Consider the following 17,312-nt stretch of genomic DNA (forward strand, 5'->3'; position numbering starts at 1 on the left):
CCGACGACGACTTGGAGCGGCTCTCGGTGCTGATTACTGAGGCTCGCCAGAAAGGAAACTGAGTAATGTTGCTCTTTTTTACGGAACTGCTCGTTCGTGGCACGGCTCTGTGCCTACTTATCGCCCTGGCGCTCCTCTTGATGCGCCGGGTCGCCGCGACCTACCGGCACCTGCTCTGCACGCTGGCGCTCTGTGGCCTGCTTACCTTGCCACTTATTCAGGAGCTTCTGCCACCCTTGCCGCTTTTAGAAGCCACCAAGCCCGTTGCGATTGCCCCGCCCGTCGCGCCTGTTGTCATTTCGGAACCCATCCCCCCGGCTCCAGAACCCATCCCCCAGCCCCTTCCCTCAGGGCAGAGAAGGGGAGAAGGAGCGGGGATTTCTAGACCCTCCATGGGACAGGTAGGGTGGCGAAGTGAGGAACGAGCGAAGCCGGGTGGGTTCGGGGCGTTCTGGTGGGTTCTGGCTTGCTGGGCACTCGGAGCCGCGGTCCTGCTGCTTCGTCTCGCGGTCGCGATGGTTCGGTTGCGCTCCCTGGCAAAGCGGAGCCAGCGTACCCGAATTATGGGAACCGAGGTTTTGGTAAGCGAGTGTGTCACCACACCGCTGACCTGGGGCGTGCGCCGTCCGGTGATCTTGCTGCCCGCCGCGCTGCTTACGGGCGACCCTGCCGTCGCCGAGAGTGCTCTGCGCCACGAGAAAGCTCATATCGCCCGTCGCGACTGGCTCTGGCACCTGCTGGCTGAAGTGGTCTGCGCACTCTGCTGGTTCCAGCCCAGCGCGTGGTGGCTCCGGCGGCGCTTGCGTGCCGAGAGCGAGCGTGCCTGCGACGACCGCGTACTGCTCTCGGGCGTCTCCGGCCCGGACTACGCGGCGCACCTGCTGGAAATCCTCAAAGTGGGCCGTGCCAGTGCCCTTGCACCCGGGATGGCGGCAGTGGGTAGCATGGAGCTTCGTGTCAAGCACATCCTCGACCCGAAAAAGCCGCGTCGCGCTCATGGTCTGCGCCTGGCTCTCACAGCTGTTCTTGGGCTGGTTCTGCTTCCCCTCGCCTCGCTTAAAGTCGCCGCCAAGCCCGGCGAGCGCCCGGTCAGCCGGTTGCAAGCCGCTGTTGAGCTGCTCGCCCCCAAGCTGGCTTTCCTAACACCCAGTGCGCTCCTGGCACAAGCCAAAGCGACGCTCATTGCACCTAAACCCTTCGCGAAGCCGGAGGGTGGTGAGCCTAAGCGAGCCGGGAGGTTAATCATGCCCCAAGGCAGCCCTGCCGCTGAGCCGCCTCTTCCAGGTTCGACGATCTCGCTTAAAGATGTCCACTGGGGAACCGCCGTGGACGGGCTGGAGCCGGGTTTTCTACTGACAGGCGTCACGCTCATTGAGGACAGGCAGGGAACCACGAAGATTGGCTACACAGCTCTGGTGCGCAATAAGACCAATCAGCCCATCACGTTTCTAGTGCGCCTGCTGCAGTACGACGGCTACGACGTGCCCTTCACACAAAACAACAGCGTGGAGAGCAAGTTCCCCTTGACCGAGCGTGCCAAGGGCGTGCGGCACACCGATCTGGGTCGGGATGCGGTCAATCTGATCACGCTTGCTCCCGGCGAGTCCGTCCTGGTTCCCGGCCAGGAGGCGCACCACAACCTCCGGGTCTTGATCGGGAGCGGCGACGGTGGTAAGAGCCCGTACTTTGAAAAAATTAAAGAGGGTATGGGCATGCTCGTCCAGCCCCTCACGGTCTATCGCTCCGCCGACCTAACCCAGCTGACACGCGATCTGGCTCGCTACTCGGTGACCAAGTTCGCTTCCGATGGCACGACCCGCACCGAGAGCTCCGTACGGGTCAGCATGCCCGACAGTGGCGGCACGACGCTGGAAGCACAGCTCTGGCTCTCTAAGATCAGGGACACGCCCGCCACGGCTAGTGCTTCGGAGCTTAGTGGTCGCGTTATTGCACTCAACAACGTCGTCTGGGAAAAAGCGGTAGACGGCCTCCAGCCAGGAATCTTTCTCACCGGGCCGGGGCAAGTCTCGCCCAGTGGGAAAATTTCCTACCAGGTGCTGATCCGCAACACGACCAATAAGCCGATTGAGTTTACTGTCCAGTGCCTTCCCAACTGTGAATCGCACCAGCGTCCCTACCTCGTTCCCGATAGTGAGATGACTCGTATCGGTGCTGGGCAAGCAATCCCTGCGCAGTTTCGTACCCCAGAGCGGACTGTCTGGATGATATTTTCGGAGTACGTCGTCACCCTCGCGCCGCAGGAGTCCGTTCAAGTTCCCGGCGATTTCACCCTGGCTCTGGGAAGAGGGGGAAACACCTATCCCTACATAGAAACTGTGCAGCCTGGAAAAAATTGGCTCGTTCAGCCTGTTAAGGTTCATCAGATCACTCCCGCTGAGCGAGCCAAATATACACGGCTTCAGGGTAAGTTCAAGCTCACCAAAATAGATGCAGTTGGCAAAGTGCGCGAAGAATCTGAGGGTCGGATTGTGGAATCCGGGGAGGGGAAATTGCTCTTTCCACGGGCTGCGGTTGAGGTCGTATCGCCCGCTCCTGCTGGAGAGATTCCTCCTACTCTTGGCCCGATGATTCCTCTGGAGAGGGTTGTCTGGAACGAGGCAGTGGATGGTCTGGCGGCGGGCTTTCTGGTGACGACACCGGGGCATCCCAATCACTACCGCGTCCCCATGAACTCCAAGCTCACCTACCAGACTTTGGTGCGCAATACGTCCGACAAGCCGCTCTCTTTTCTGACGCGCCTGCTCCAGTACGACGGCTACGAGACGCCCACCGTAGACGGCAAGCCGACAAAAGGGGCAAAGCGCGGCTACCCGTTTGATCCGCTCTACAGTGTCACCCTGACTCCCGGCGAGTCTGTGATCGTACCCGCGCAGAATGGCCGATATAACCTGGAAGTCTATGTGGGAGAGGGTGACAGTGGCGGCAACCCGAGTATCGCCGCGATCACACCGGGGCACCTAAAGATTGTCCAGCCGATAAAGATCTACCGCTCGCCGGATCATGGCCCGCTCTCCAACCTGATGGGAATCTACACGCTCTCCAAAGTCTCCCCCGAGGGCAAAGTCAGCACGGAGGGAGCAAACCGGGCAACGGGTATCGGCGGAGGCACGGGACGAATCGAGGGCGGCACAACGCTGGAAGCCTACATCTACCTCGAAGTCGGCACGCTCAACGCGGCGGCAGAGCGTAATGCTAGCGCGGCGGGCTGGGGGAAAGTGGATCGTGGGCTCCAGTGCGGCATCCGCATGCTCAACACCACCCGCACTTTCAAAACCGGCGACACGCTAGAGGCCGAGCTCCTCTGGCGCAATGTCGGTGACAAAAAAGCGCACTGGACACTACCCCGCCAGCTTGACCTCTGGCCCATCATTACGGGTGCGGGAGGCCAGCATCACCTGATTGATAGTGGCGCACGGTTTCGTATCTACCCAATCTCGACGGACTACGAACCCGGCGAGGTACGCTCCCTGGGGATTCTGAAAGTCACGCTGGTTGCCGAGGCAACGCCCTCGCCCAAGAGTAATAAGGAGCCGGGACACATCACACTGGCTCCGGGAAACTACTTCTTCAGCGGCTCCGGCGGAGTCAGCAGCGAAGGCGATCCCTGCCCTCATAGTGGCGAGGTAGTCTTCACGGTGGTCGGCGGCGCACCGCAGGCAACCAAAACGGTTAAAGACGAAGGCATTGCGTGGGGCAAGGAAGTCGGGGGCTACCGCTACGGCTTGCGCGATGGGGGAAACCTAGAGAAGCTGGAGGTCTGGGTACAGAATCTGTCCTCACAGAAGCAGACACTCCGCTACCCCATCGCGCCCCCCGACTACCGAGGGAGCTTCCTCTGCTACGACGCTGCGGGAAAAGAAACGCGACTCCCACACCCTGGGCCCATACAGAGCTATGGTGCCCTCGCAAATCTCGTCGAGCTTGCGCCTCAGGGGAAAGCACTTCTCTATGCCGACCCGCTGAAGCCGTGGCAGGAGAAACTCCAGAGTGAGCAGGTGCGCTCCATCGCCTGGGTAAGCGCGGATGGCGAGAACAAAACCGGCAGGCTCGCTTTCCGTGCTCCCGAACCGACAAAGAGTGAGGTCGAGCTTTCGCTGCGCCTTCCCAAGGGCGTGACGACGTTCAGCAAGCTCAGCGAGGCGCGCTTCGAGGTTGTCTTGCGCAACCGCTCCGACAAGCCCCTCACCGCGAGCTGGATGAATCCTGCAAACTTTAGCTTCTACGGCCCGGATCTCTTCACCAAAGACGGCGAGCCGATTCCCTATGTCCACACCGTTGGTGGCCCATACAAACGCCAGGGCCGACAGCTCGCCTCCGGGGAGAGTGTCGTGCTGGGAACCATCCAGATTCCCAGTGAGGTTCAGGAGAAATGGAACGCACGTCCGCAAGGGCCGTATCTTGCCAGTGGCCCGCCTCCGCCAAGTCCCTATGAGGCTCGTTTCTCCTTGACTATCACCGTTCCCGGAAAAGGGGAGCAGCAGCTCTCCACACGCTTGCCGTTTATGGTAAAGCGCCGTTAGTGACCCCCTAACCCCCGCCGGGCGGGGGTTAGGGTGGAAGAATACAGGTACACTCTTGGCGTGATTACCTTTGACTACCACAGCCACAACGACCGCTGTGGCCATGCGATCGGGAAGCTGGAGGACTATGTTCAGCAAGCTGTGGCGCTTGGGCTGACCCACTTTGGCATGTCCGATCATGGCCCCGCCTACTGGCTGGAGGGCGATCATGCCCAGCCCGGCATCCAGATGGCGGTCTCGGAGCTACCGAGCTATGTTGCGGAAGCCGTGGTGCTGAAAGAGCGCTACGCCGATGAGATTGCGCTGACCGTGGGGATCGAGGCGGATTTTATCGAAGGGCACGAGGAGACGCTCGCCGCCTGGCTGGCGGCACATCCCTTTGATTATGTGCTGGGAAGTGTCCACTACGCCCTCGGTCATAGCGTCTTTAACCGGCGGCGCTGGACAGAACAAAGGCCCGAGCGCATCTTTCGAGACTACTACCGCCAGGTGATTTTAGCGGCGCAGTCCGGGCTCTTTGACATCCTCTCGCACCTCACGGTCATAGACACCTACTCACCTGGCATCCCCGAGAAGCTTGCCGCTGAGCTCTACCCCGAAGTCGCGGCGGCGATTGCTGAGTCGGGCTGCATCGTCGAGCTCAACACCTCGTGCTACCGCAAGCAGCCGCTCTGGAATGCACCTTACCCTAATTTGCCGATGTTCATGGAACTGATCAAGCGCGGCGTTCCGCTCACGTTTGGCTCGGACTGCCATGCGCCCGGCGAGATCCACTTTGCCCATGAAAAAGTGGAAAAATTGCGAGAGAAGCTTGGTCTTGTCAGCGAAGTGCAACCATATCAGGTAAAACGGAGTCAGATCATGACATTTTTGGTTCCTCCGCGTGGCGGGGGCTAGGGGGCAAGTCGTTTGGAGAATCTTCTCAATTTTCACTGGGTGAATATGCCCAGCGCTTGGATCGGTCTGTTGACCCTGATTGCGCTGGAAATCGTGCTGGGGATAGACAACATCGTCTTTATCTCGATTCTCTCGGGTAAGCTCGCCCCTGAGAGGCAGGCAGAGGGCCGCCGTAAGGGGATGGTGCTGGCGGTAATTCCCCGCATTCTTCTTCTGCTTTTTATTCCGATCGTGCTTCGGATGAAAGACCCGCTATTTAGTCTGCCCTTTAGAGACCCACACTCGCATGCCGCGACCATTGGGATTTCTTTGCAGGACCTGGTGCTAATTATCGGGGGGATTTTCTTGCTCGCGAAGGCGTCCCACGAGCTACACCACAAGCTAGAGGGCGACGATCACATTGAGGAGAACCCGGAGGAGCGCAAGAGTGGCAGTGGGAAGTTTGGGGCTGTGATGGTGCAGATCATGCTGCTCAACATTGTCTTTTCCCTTGACTCGATTGTGACAGCGATTGGGATGATTCCCCCTAGCCAGGTGACAGTGATGATCTTAGCGGTGCTGATCTCTACTGGAGTTATGGCGCTGACGGTCAATCCGGTGAGCCGCTTTGTGGATCAGCACCCTGGTGTGAAGATACTGGCGCTCTCCTTTCTCTTACTGATTGGCTTCAATCTCGTGATCGAGGGCTTTCACTTTGAGATTCCACAGGGCTATATCTACTTCTCGATGGGCTTTTCGGTGTTTGTGCAGGTGCTCAACATTCGCGCGACTTCTGACAAGAAGAATAAAAGTGTGGAGCTAATCGAACCCAAGCTATAATAGAGACATGGAAAACCTGACGAAGAACCCCTGAGAACAAGTCTCGGGGCTTAAGAGGGCGACGCTCGCCTCCGCGAGCACTAAGCTCGGTTGGCTGCGAAGGCAGCCGTTGTCCTCTTAAGCCGGAGGACTCGTTCCTCCGGTTACTTTTGAAAGAAGCTATAATAGAAACATGGAAAACCTGACGCCTGCCCACTTTATCCTGCCGCTGACGGTGGCGGTGCTGGTTTTTTGTGCGATATTAAGCTTCTACCGCCTCAAAGAGAACAAGGTAAGCTCGGAAAACGGGGAGACGCGGGGGTTAGCACAGGAGCCCATCGTGCGGCTGGACTATCTCTTGGCCGCGACGCTCTCCATGACGTTTCTCTGCGTCTCCCTCTGGCGGCTGGACTCTCCGACGAAGGCGGTCTTTGATGAGTGCTACCACTCCCGCACCGGGATGCAGTACGTTCTAGGGCAAAACCCGATGGAGTGGACGCACCCACCGCTGGCCAAGCTGGTTATCGCGGTGGGGCTACGGCTCTTCGGGGGAAGCTTCAACCCCGTCGAGGGAATCTACAAGCCCGATATGGTCTTCTCCCACGAGGCCGCGTTGGGCTGGCGCTTTGGGAGCGTGGTCTTTGGAGCCCTCTCGCTCTTTCTACTCTACTTTCTGGCGCGTCAGCTCACGGGCAACCGGCTGGCGGCGCTGCTGGCGATGGGAATGCTGGCGCTGGATGGGGTCTTCTTCGTGCAGAGTCGCATGGCGATGACCAATATCTACACAGTCTGCTTTATCTTGCTGGCGGCACTTGCGGCGTGGAACTACCGCGCAGGCGGCAAGACCCGCTGGATGCTGGCGCTGGGCCTTGCGCTGGGGCTGGCCGTTGCGACCCGCTGGACCACGCTCTATGCCGTGGGGCTCATCGCGCTCTGGTTGCTCTCACACGACCTGCCCCGCGCGGCAAAGTCGCCCAAAGTTCTCGCGCTGGCTGGGCTGGGCGTCACACTTTTGGTGAGCCTCTTTGCCAAAGCGAGCCAGTTCTACAAGGCCGATCCCAGCTTCCCCGACAAACAGCGTCTGATCTTAGAGAGCCTGGGGCAGTGGGCACTCGGGGCGGTCGTGATCTATCTCGTTGCCTACGCAGTCTTGCAGGCTCTCGACCCCAAAAACAAGCTGATCGCGCTACCGGGCCTGTACTTGCTGGCCTTTCTTGTCCTGCCGATCTGCCTCTACTTACTCTCGTACCGGCCCTACATGCTCCAGGAGCCCAACCACGATCTCTACAAAGTCTTCACGGAGCAAAAAGTGATGTGGGACTACCACTCGGGAATGAAACAGACCCACCCTTGGAGCTCGCCGTGGTGGTCGTGGCCGCTGGTACTACGCCCCACGTGGTACGAGCGGGGCATCGCTGGGCCGGATGATGGCAGAACCGTGGGGATTCTCTGTATCGGCAATGTCTTTGTCTGGTGGGCAAGTATTCCCGCGCTGTGCATGGCGGTCTGGCGTGCTCAAAAAGAGCGCCACGCGGGCCTGGGATTTGCCGCACTGCTGGGCCTGGGTCTCTGGCTTGCCTGGGGTATCCAGCCGCGCCCGCTGGTGTTTTTGCACTACTTCTTTGAGGCGCTGCCCTTTGCCTGCATCGTGCTGGGCTACTTTGGCGCACGCCTCGCCACCAGCCGCGACGAAGACTCCCGCTCGATTGCCCTCGGCTACGGAGCGCTTATCCTCTTCTGGTTCGGCTTCTTCTACCCGCTCCTCTCCGCCCTTCCCATCCCCCCGTTCTATGTCCAGATGCACCTCTGGCTCGGGAAGCTCTGGAACTAGCCTAGAAAATTTGGAGCCGGGCTTCGTCGCGGGGGTGACGAATATCACGCGGCGGGGCTTGTGCGGCTTGCTCAAAGAAGGCTTGGGCCTCTCTGGGCTTGCCTTCCCGATGCGCGATCCAGGCCATCTCTGCCAGCGTCGAGCCGAGCTGTGCCCCGATTCGGTAGCGACGAAACTCCACCAGCGCGGCCTGAACACTGGCCCAGGCGGCGGCGAAGTCTCGCTGGTCTGCCAGCACGATTGCCCGACTACGCTCGATAAAGGCGGGGAGCACATGGATCGTGTTGTCGTGGCAGAGGCGGAGTGCCTCGGCATAGTGGGGAAGGGCGGCGGCGGGGTGGCCGGTGTGGCGGGCGAGCTCTCCTAAAAGGTAGCGAACATTAGCCTGTCCCATCTCATCCGGCATCTGAAGAAGCGCCTCGTGGGTAACCGGCTCCGCCTCGGTGTAGCGCTCCTGGAAGATCAAGACTTGCGCCAAGCCGTAGAGCGCATCACCGGTGCTAATATGGCTCTCTAGCTGCCGCGCCAGCACCAGAAACTGCGTGTAGCCCTGCTCCGCCTCGCCCAGCCTGGCCTGACAGAGCGCTGCGACAGCGAGGTACTCCAGCGCATAAGCCTGCCCCGCAAGGTCGTCTTGGTGCGTAAAGCAGGCATGCGCCTCCTGGGCGTAGCGGCGGACGGCATCGGCATCGCGCTGCTTTTCCAGCAGGCAGAGCGCCAGTAGGCAGTAGCCCCGCTCCCGCTCTAGGGCATGTTGCAGAGCCAGGCTGTGTGCCTCGGTGAGGAGCCGCTGTGCCTCGGAATAGTCGAGAGTCAGAGCCGCCAGAAGGCGCTGTGCCTGCATTCTCTGCGGGAGTGCGAGGTCACTGCATGCCGCACTCAGGAGCCTGGTCAGGCAGGCGTGCGAGGGAAAGCCGCTACTGAGACGTATCCAGAAGGTCTCCAGCGCGAGCATCAGCTCAATGCCTGCGATGGGGCTATTTATCTCAAACCAGGCCAGCGCGGTGGCAAACTCATGGCGGGCGGCTTCAAGCTGCTGAACCCCCTCCCGCTGCTCGGGCCGCGCTCGCTGGGCGAGGGCGTAAAAGTAGTGGGCATGTGCATGGGCGGCGCGTGCGGGGGCGGGCTCTGCGCACGGGGAGCGGGCAAACTCGCGTATCGTCTCCAGAAAGTGAAAGCGCGGCTCCCCGCTTGCCGTGCGCGAAACGACCAGGAGCGACTGGCGCGCCAGAGACTCCAGGAGTGTGTCAGCATCGGGCGTTTCCAGCACGGCCTCGGCGGCCTCTAGGCTCCACTCGCCTTGAAAGACTCCCAGGCGGATAAAGGCAAGCCGCTCAGACTCGGGAAGCAGGCTGTAGCTCCACCGGATCGTGGCCTCTAGCGTTGCCTGTCGGGGTGTCTCGCCGGGCGAGGTCTGGCTACGCCGTAGGAGCCGCAAGGGGGTGCCAAGGCGCTCACGGAGCTGGGCGGCGCTCATGAGAGTCAGGCGCGAGGCAGCCAGCTCGATGGCAAGCGGCAGGCAGTCCACACTCTGGCAGATCGCCTCCACCGAGGCATCGTGGGCATCATGGGGGCAAGCCACTCCTAAGGTGGCAGCGTGTTCCCGAAAGAGCATGGCGGCTGTGTTTAGCTCCAGCGGGGGGACGGCAAGAAGCTGCTCCCCCTCACAGCCAAGTGGGATGCGGCTCGTGGCGAGAAAACGGACACCAGGAAGCGCCGCGATCAGCGCGGCGCACGCGGCGCAGACTTGCTCGCAGTTGTCCAGCACCACGAGTGTCGAGCGCCGCTTAAGCTGCGTGGCTAGTGCCGCCGTGGGGACGTCCAGCGCCGTGGCGAGGGTGTGCCACAGCTCCTCCAGTGTGCTCTCCGAGGTGGGTGGCAGGCTTGCCAGCGAGACAAAGCCCACACTTGCCCCCGTGGCTTGTAGGGACTGCACCACTGCACGTGCCAGTCGGGTTTTTCCCACGCCCCCTGGTCCTGTTAGCGTGACCACCGGAGCCATAGGAAGCGCGGCAAGCGTGCTTTTCAGGAGCTCGTCGCGGCCTAAGAAGCGTGGTGTGGTTCGTAGGGCAGGCTTCGCGCTCTGCAAGGCTTGGCGTGCGGACAACACCCAGTCTTCGGTCCAGCCCTGAAGGAGTAGCTCCGTGTCGATGCCTCCCCCAAAGACATCACACTCCGCCTGGGTAAGATCCAGCGCCAGAGTGCGAGCCGTCGGGGAGAGCAAGCGCCAAGCCTCCTCACCCATCGCTTTGCGCAGATCGGAGAGCACACGACGCAGATAAAACAGCGCCTGCGCTTCGTTGGTATCGGGCCAGAACAGCCCCGCCAGATAGATTCGCTCCACCGACTGGCTTTGCTGGAGCGCGAGATACGCCAGCAGCTTGCGCCCCTGTGGGTAGCGCAGCCCGGTCAAAGGAGCACCATTTACCCAGAAACTCGGTGAGCCCAGCAGGCGTAGCGTCAGCATTTTTGCCATTGTACAGAACTTCACAGAGCTTGTGTAACGCTTTGTGGTACACAAGCTATGGGAAAATAGACTCTATGAAAACTTTAGGTAAAAATTCGGCCAGTTTTATTTTAGGAGCCCTGGCAGCGTCTGCAACGGTCGCGGTCGCGCTGGCTCCTAAAAAACTGGTCTTAAATGGCAAGGTCGTCTCCACAGGCGTGATTACCCAAGGCAGCGAGAGCTACGTCCCAGTGCGCGACATGGCCTCGGGGCTCGGGATGAGCGTGCGTGCCATTGACGGCGGCTTTGAGCTCTACCGCGACGGGGGAGCAAATCGAGTCGAGGGGCTCAATGGCAAGCTGGGCGAGCAGCTCTTCGATGGTGTTTGGCGGCTGCGTGTGAAAGAGCTAAAAGAAGTCGAGACCTACACGGATCGCTTCACGCAGAACCGCCCCAAGACCCACACTCCCAAGAGCGGCGAGAAACTGATCGTGATCGAGCTTCAGGTGCGCAATGGCCAGAAAGAGCAGAGCTATCTGGATCTGAATCTAGCGGACAACAAAATTGTCACCGCCCTCACGGACTCTGAGGCGCACAGCTACCCCATCCGTATGTACGACATGCGCACCGGCAGCGGCCAGCCCTTTGGCGGCGGCGGAAACTGGGATCAGTCCGAGAGCATTCTCCCCGGCGCAGCCTACGACTTTGTCGCCATTGCCCGTGTTCCCAAAGACTTCACGCCACAGGATCTCATCTTCACGCTGTGCTATGCAAAGCCAGCAACTCCCAAAAAATACAGCAACTTTAGAGTTACTTTGGTTAAGGAGTAAAAACAATGAATATTTCACGACGGAGTTTATTGCTCTCTGCAGGAGGCGGACTGCTTGCCAGTGAGGCACACGGCCAGATTGATCGTGGCTCGCTGGGGGATATTTCTGGGGTGGCAGGACGACCAGAGCCGCTTGGCCCGGTGCTTCGCCGAATCAATGTTGCTTCCCTTAAACAGATTCGCCGCTCACAGCTCCCGGACAGTCTTACGGCAGCCGCGATTCGGCTTCCCGATGGCGATGTGATTCGGCTGATTAACGAGGCTGCCCTACCTCCACCTAATCCAACGCTTCCTCGTATTCGCTCCCGGGAGATTTCTATCACTTTTCAGTTAGCACAGCCCGCTGTTACCTGGTGGAAAGCTATTAAGATCGTCACCTTTCAGGCGCGTGATGGGGAGGTGGTTAATTTGAACGATCTGCCGATTCGGAAATTTACGGAAAGAGAGCTTGAGGGCAGTAATCGTCGTGTCAATTTCCGTATCAAAGAGTGGGATCTGTTTTCAAGTGGTGTAAATAGTGATCGTCTAGGAGGGATTATCTTTTCGAAGGCCAAAGTCCTGGGAGCCCACACGGATATGTACTTCCTCGATGGCGTGGAACTTGCCAGTTTTGGAGGCCGAATCCTCAACATTATCTGGGAAAAAGACTGAGCATTAGGAAACAATGAAAATAAACATACAGACTCCAGGAAACATCCTGCTGGCTTCTCTGAGTTTTGCAGCCCTCCTCGCACTCGCACTGCCTACACACGCTCAGGTCTACAAATCCTGGGCGGCGGCGACGGGCTTTTCCGGCGTTCCAGTGACAGAGTTTCATAGTGGGCTGGGCCTCGTTTCATCAGCCCGAACCTCTGCGACCTCGCCGATGGGCGGGACGGGGATCGCGTATGGTTACTCTTGGACAGAAGTCGGAAAGCTTCATGTGCTTGCTGAGACGCGCACGGATAGCCTGAGCCTTGCGGTGGGGAGCGACCAGAACGTTGCGTTTAGCGGCAGAGATAACACGGGCTCGTTTGACACCAGCGCACCGGGGTTTTATGCCACGGCGGCGCAGTTTGTGGTGGACGATCTGGTAATCCCCGGCGTCGGTGCGGCGACTATAAGCACGAACATGGATCTGCACGCAATCTTAGACACAACGGCGGCAACAGCTCTGGGGAACTTCACTTCGGAGGGCGGGTTCTACATCGGCTTTACCGTTAGCCAAGGTGGCGCAGGGATCGGAACCGGCTCGCTGAAGGTCAGCCGCAACTCTGCGGGAGTGACCACGAACACAGGGAGCGGGCTTTTGCCTGCCTTGGGCGCGGTGACACCGACAATCTCCACTCTCTACACCACGGGAAACTTCACGGTAGCCAAGGGAGTACCCGTCAAGATGGACTGGTTCCTGAGTGCCTACGGGATTGCCTTCACCAACGGCGGTAATGCGACCACCGCAAAAACGGACATGAATAGCACGTTCTCCTGGGCGACCTCGGGGCCGGTCTTCAATATCGCAGGCGGCGGCACGGCAAGCTCCGCACAGGGTGGCATTAGCAACAATCTTTTCGGTGGAGGAGGGGCGAGTGCCCCTGAGCCGACGAGTGTGGCGTTTCTCATGTTGGGATCTACCTTGGTCCTCATTAAAAATCAGCGACAGAAAGCGTAATACCTCGTGCAGACACAGATAGCTCTCGTTCTCTCGGTAGCAGCTCTGGCGACTGCTGCTCCCACTCAGGCACAGACCAGTGTGGTACATACCGCAACAAAAGCCAATCTCTCCAATAACTTCACGACACTGGAGACACTCGGGGCGGGTGATGCGAGTGCTCTCTTGTTGGTTACCTCGAACTGGTCGCCGGAGACGGGAAGCGGGGTCTATGTGAAGGCTCCTCTCGGGGTGTTCTACAACGCGGGGAAGTGGGCGATCTTCACGCAGGATCAGAGCGCTCTGCCCGAGAACACCGCCTTCAATGTGGAGGTTTTCAAGGCCGATGCCAACCACTTTGTGCACCGTGCCAGCAAGACCAATACTAGTGGGGCTCTGACCACGCTCACGCACCCAGCTTTAGATAGCAAGCCAGATGCGGTGTTTTTTGTGACGCCCAACTGGAATCCGGGTGGGCAGGGAGGGATCTATAACCCGCATCCCGTGGCGCTGGTCTACCAGACAAAGCTACGTAAGTGGGCCATTGCAAACACGGATAGCACAGACCTTCCCGACGGTGTCGCTTTTAATGTGATCATCGAACCCGGTGAGCGTCACACGGCAAGCAAGAACAACACGACCCAGAACTACACGCGCACCGAGATCAAGAAGCGAGCAGCACGGGTGCAGGCCACTCCAGTGTTTTCCGGCAAGCTCACTCCAACCGGTGTTTTCTATAGTGGGGGAGAGTGGTCGGTCTTTACCCAGGATCAGAGCCCCCTTCCGGATGGCCTTGCGTTTAATCTGCGGACGCCTGAGTCTGCCGCACCACTTCTGGGTACCACCTTGGTGCAGGCGGGGCAAATCGCGGAGGTTGCGCTCTTTACAGACTTGACCTTCGAGACAGGCGGGGCGGGCTGGAAGGTGGAGACGAGCTTCCCCTACGGCACACGTGAGGTCTTTGCGGCGCGGGACGGTGATATGGTTCCACAGCCTCCCGCGAGCATGCCTCTGGGGGGGGACTACTGGCAACCGCCCGCAGCCACAACACTATTGGGGCGTGGAGGCAGTGGCCGTGGCTACTTTGATAGCGGCATTCCACGGCAAGGGATGCGCAGTGTGAGCTGGGAGGGAAGCGCAACGTCAAATGCCTTTGTGCTGAGTAAGCCCTTTCTACAGTTCAAGGTTGGTGGACAGCCCGATGCTCAGGTGGCCGTGGAACTCCAGGTTCAGGAGCCCTCGGGGGGCTTTACCACGGTTAAAAGTGCCCGTGGCAGCTCGCCGGATGGATTTCTGCAACGTGTTGTCTGGGAGGTGCGGGCGCAGCAGGGCCGTAGAGCCCGACTTCTCATTCGGGATCAGGCCTCCACAAGCTTTATTGCCGCTGATGACTTCCAGCTTAGTGATACCGATCAGGCTCCTTCCGCTCCGGTCACCCCTCCCGCACTCTGGGGCTTTGCCGATACGCACGCGCATCCGGCGGCGCACTTGGCGTTTGGCGGGCAGACCTACTGGGGTGACCCCACCTGGGACCCTGTCAGGGGACTAACGCCCGAGACCACGCTACTAGACTGCACACCAGGACATGGCTTGGGAGGTACAGGGCTTCGTGATGCTGGGGAGGGACTGGATATTCTCGGGAGCCTGATCTGGCCAGGGATCAATGCGCTTGGGTCTCTGCTCTACAATGGGGCCGCGAGCATTGTCGGGGTGCATGAGGCACCCTCGGACACGCTGGGGAGTGTCCTGGCAAACCTCCCGGTGATTCCTCATGATCGGATCAGCCGCCTCTCGCTCAACGCGGTGGAGCAGTCTGGAGGACACGGTACCAATGGCAGTGAGGCGCGGAAGCTGCGCGACTGGCCCCGGCACAACAGCCGCACCCATCAGCACATGCACGAAGCCTGGATCAAGCGCTCCTACGATGGCGGACTGCGGCTAATGGTAGCTCATGTGGTGGAGACGGAGCTGATTGCCAACCTCAACCCCAAGCCGAACTTTGGTGCACTGAACAACCGCACGGCGGTGGAGCGGCAGGTGGCTTGGATCAAGCAGATGGCGGCGCGGCACAGCACCTGGATGGAGATCGCCTACACGCCTGCCGATGCTCGGCGCATTATCGGCCAGAACAAGCTGGCTCTCGTGCTGGGGGTGGAGGTAGACCATCTCGGCGACTTTGGGCGGCCCGGTGGCCCGGAAGCCTCTGAGGCTAACGTCCGCGCCTATTTCAATGAGCTCCAGCGGCTTGGGGTTCGCCATCTCTACTCGATTCACTTCGCGGACAATCCCTTTGGAGCCTGCTCGCTCTACAACCCGATCTTTGATCTGAATCACTTTGTGCTCACCGGAACAATGCACCAGGTGCGGGAGGGGGCCGACTCCGGGGTGTTCTACAAGTCCGTGATGGGGATGTCGGATCTCTTTGGTGCCGCAGATCGTGACCTGCGGCGAGGGCAGCTACGGGATGCCGTACGCACCAAGGGGCTCGAAAATATTCGGCTCAACGGGGGCCTCAATGTCCCGATGGGGCCTGCGCTGGATGCTGTCTTTGCCTTTGAGGACGCGCACCGCGCCGACTTTGCGGGAGCCAACCGCAGCCGTCACGGGTTTCTGAATGCCAGTGGCCTCAACCCGCTCGGAGAGTTTTTTCTTCGAGAGGTGATTGCACGGGGAATGATTCTCGATGTGGATCACCTAAGCGATCTGGCGCTGGAGCGAACCCTGACGATCTGTGAGGCCGAGGTGACAGGCTCACCGGATGGGCGTGGCTACCCGCTCGTGGCCGGACACACAACATTTCGTGCCCTCTCGCTCACGCCGGGCTACCCCCTCTTCGACGATCACACGACGGCGCACGAAGGCGACAAGTCCGAGCGTGCGGTCGAGCGTCTCCGAGCACTGGGAGGGATGGTCTCACCGATCATGGCGGGCAAGGCTGTTAAACCGCTTGCCGGAAGCAGTGTCCCCAACGACTGCCCCGACTCGTCCTCGTCGTTTGCCCAGCAGTATCTCTATGGCGTGCAAAAAATGGGGGGGGCTGGGGTGGGTCTGGCAACGGATATGGCGCTCAACGGTGCATTTGGTCCGCGCTTCGGCCCAGGAGCTGCCCACAGTGTCGCGGGGCACGCTGCGCCGAACTGGCTCCAAGGCTACGACCATGAGCGGGAGCGGTACTCTCCACCGATTATTCCCGCCCTCGCCAGTGCCTGGCAACAAGTCTGGTTTGGGCAGAACAACCCCGTGGCCTACCGAACCCCACTCAGTGACTGGGGCGGCTATCGCTGGGAGCATGAGGGTGGCTACACCCAGCGCGAGCGAGACACGTTCTGTGCCCTCGCTGCTTTCTTCGCCGGAGAGAGCGCCGAAACCTTCGAGCGAAAAGTGGCCGATTTCTGGCAGATGCCCGTCTATGGGTTCCTCTCGGCAATCGGGGCCACTCTGCGCGATAGTCCCGCGACCTTTGGTCTGGGCCCTGCGCTCGATGGTCGCCGTAAGTGGATGATCAACGTGATGAAAGGCTTCAGCCGCAATAGTGTTGCGGAGATCAGCGCTCCCCTCCTCGGAGACTCGTTTAAGGGGCCGGATATTGAGCTGGCTGCGCTGGATGTCAAGCAAGGTCGAGGCCCCCGTCGCCGCGATGAGCTGCCCGTGCGGACAGGCACACCCCAATTTGACTATGACTTCTACTTCACGTGCCATCAGGTGCTGAGTAAGGTTCATGGGCAGATGAAGAAAGTGAAAGAGGCCAGTCGTGTACCCCTAGAGCGGAGCACGCTAGGCACGCGCCAGTTTGACTTTAACTTTGATGGCCTGGCGCACTACGGCATGCTCCCGGACATGCTCCAGGACATGAAGAACAATGGCATGACTGCCCGTGAGCTTGCTCCTCTTTTTCGTTCGGCGGAGGACTATGTCTTGCTGTGGGAGCGTTGCCAGAACTTCACCAGTGGTGCAAAGCTTCAGCGGGCCATCACCAACCCAAACCTTAAAAATTTGGGGCGCTAGACTCTTCGAGCACCAAGGAGGCAACAGATCATCCCATCGGGATAAAAGATGCTACCAACGCTGAGTTCCGCACTCCGGGGGATTTTAGGAGACACGCATAAACACCAGTTTTGGCATATAGGAGAAATCGGTATGAATCTTGCCAATGTTGCTGATTTGCTAGTCACTGATTTATTCCAAAATTATATTATCGGACTGGCTATGGGTTTTATCACGTTGATAACTCCTTCATTTGAAGGCGTAACCAACATCGCTGACATTCCTGATTATGTCCACGAAGCATAATCAAGAAACGCTCCACCAAATCATCCTCGATACCCGCATGAACACCACAAGAT

10 protein-coding genes are annotated in these 17,312 nt (G+C 59.6%); 9 read left to right on the top strand and 1 reads right to left on the bottom strand.

The window, feature by feature from the left end; translation table 11 throughout:
• Positions 1-65 precede the first annotated feature (65 nt).
• The 4 genes from RMO15_RS19370 to RMO15_RS19385 all read left to right on the top strand — a co-directional run bounded on the left by RMO15_RS19370 (position 66) and on the right by RMO15_RS19385 (position 8,067).
• A complete protein-coding gene (locus tag RMO15_RS19370; RefSeq protein ID WP_309715607.1) occupies positions 66-4,541 on the top strand; it encodes a M56 family metallopeptidase in 4,476 nt (1,491 codons plus the stop codon).
• Positions 4,542-4,601: 60 nt separating this feature from the next.
• Positions 4,602-5,438, top strand: a complete 837-nt coding sequence (locus RMO15_RS19375) for a histidinol-phosphatase (protein WP_309715610.1) — start codon at positions 4,602-4,604, stop codon at positions 5,436-5,438.
• A gap of 12 nt (positions 5,439-5,450) precedes the next feature.
• A complete protein-coding gene (locus RMO15_RS19380) occupies positions 5,451-6,257 on the top strand; it encodes a TerC family protein (protein ID WP_309715613.1) in 807 nt (268 codons plus the stop codon).
• Positions 6,258-6,429: 172 nt separating this feature from the next.
• Positions 6,430-8,067 (top strand): phospholipid carrier-dependent glycosyltransferase, encoded by a 1,638-nt coding sequence (locus tag RMO15_RS19385; RefSeq protein WP_309715616.1) that lies wholly within the window; start codon positions 6,430-6,432, stop codon positions 8,065-8,067.
• Position 8,068: 1 nt separating this feature from the next.
• On the opposite strand, the gene RMO15_RS19390 is transcribed toward RMO15_RS19385, so the two are convergent.
• Positions 8,069-10,558 carry a tetratricopeptide repeat protein gene (locus RMO15_RS19390; RefSeq protein ID WP_309715619.1) on the bottom strand — a complete coding sequence of 830 codons (2,490 nt, stop codon included), beginning with the start codon at positions 10,556-10,558 and terminating at the stop codon, positions 8,069-8,071.
• A 50-nt stretch (positions 10,559-10,608) separates the two neighbouring features.
• Here RMO15_RS19390 and RMO15_RS19395 point away from each other — a divergent pair, with 50 nt between their 5' ends.
• From RMO15_RS19395 to RMO15_RS19415, 5 genes are read left to right on the top strand one after another with little or no spacing between them, the layout of a single operon-like run.
• Positions 10,609-11,343: a hypothetical protein gene (locus tag RMO15_RS19395; RefSeq protein WP_309715621.1), complete on the top strand. Its 735-nt coding sequence runs from the start codon at positions 10,609-10,611 to the stop codon at positions 11,341-11,343.
• 5 nt (positions 11,344-11,348) lie between these two features.
• Positions 11,349-11,993 carry a hypothetical protein gene (locus RMO15_RS19400; RefSeq protein ID WP_309715623.1) on the top strand — a complete coding sequence of 215 codons (645 nt, stop codon included), beginning with the start codon at positions 11,349-11,351 and terminating at the stop codon, positions 11,991-11,993.
• Between the two features lie 13 nt (positions 11,994-12,006).
• A complete protein-coding gene (locus RMO15_RS19405) occupies positions 12,007-12,990 on the top strand; it encodes a hypothetical protein (RefSeq protein WP_309715626.1) in 984 nt (327 codons plus the stop codon).
• Between the two features lie 6 nt (positions 12,991-12,996).
• A complete protein-coding gene (locus RMO15_RS19410; protein ID WP_309715628.1) occupies positions 12,997-16,974 on the top strand; it encodes a hypothetical protein in 3,978 nt (1,325 codons plus the stop codon).
• Between the two features lie 48 nt (positions 16,975-17,022).
• Positions 17,023-17,259 carry a hypothetical protein gene (locus tag RMO15_RS19415; RefSeq protein ID WP_309715631.1) on the top strand — a complete coding sequence of 79 codons (237 nt, stop codon included), beginning with the start codon at positions 17,023-17,025 and terminating at the stop codon, positions 17,257-17,259.
• Positions 17,260-17,312 lie beyond the last annotated feature (53 nt).

The sequence above is a fragment of the Armatimonas sp. genome, assembly GCF_031410135.1.
In the GTDB taxonomy this organism is placed as follows: domain Bacteria; phylum Armatimonadota; class Armatimonadia; order Armatimonadales; family Armatimonadaceae; genus Armatimonas.

Bases quoted from the DNA above. Each gene is read 5' to 3' on its own strand.
- RMO15_RS19405 (WP_309715626.1), top strand. From the start codon at position 12,007: ATGAAAATAAACATACAGACTCCAGGAAACATCCTGCTGGCTTCTCTG.
- RMO15_RS19385 (WP_309715616.1), top strand. From the start codon at position 6,430: ATGGAAAACCTGACGCCTGCCCACTTTATCCTGCCGCTGACGGTGGCG.
- RMO15_RS19400 (WP_309715623.1), top strand. From the start codon at position 11,349: ATGAATATTTCACGACGGAGTTTATTGCTCTCTGCAGGAGGCGGACTG.
- RMO15_RS19395 (WP_309715621.1), top strand. From the start codon at position 10,609: ATGAAAACTTTAGGTAAAAATTCGGCCAGTTTTATTTTAGGAGCCCTG.
- RMO15_RS19370 (WP_309715607.1), top strand. From the start codon at position 66: ATGTTGCTCTTTTTTACGGAACTGCTCGTTCGTGGCACGGCTCTGTGC.
- RMO15_RS19415 (WP_309715631.1), top strand. From the start codon at position 17,023: ATGCTACCAACGCTGAGTTCCGCACTCCGGGGGATTTTAGGAGACACG.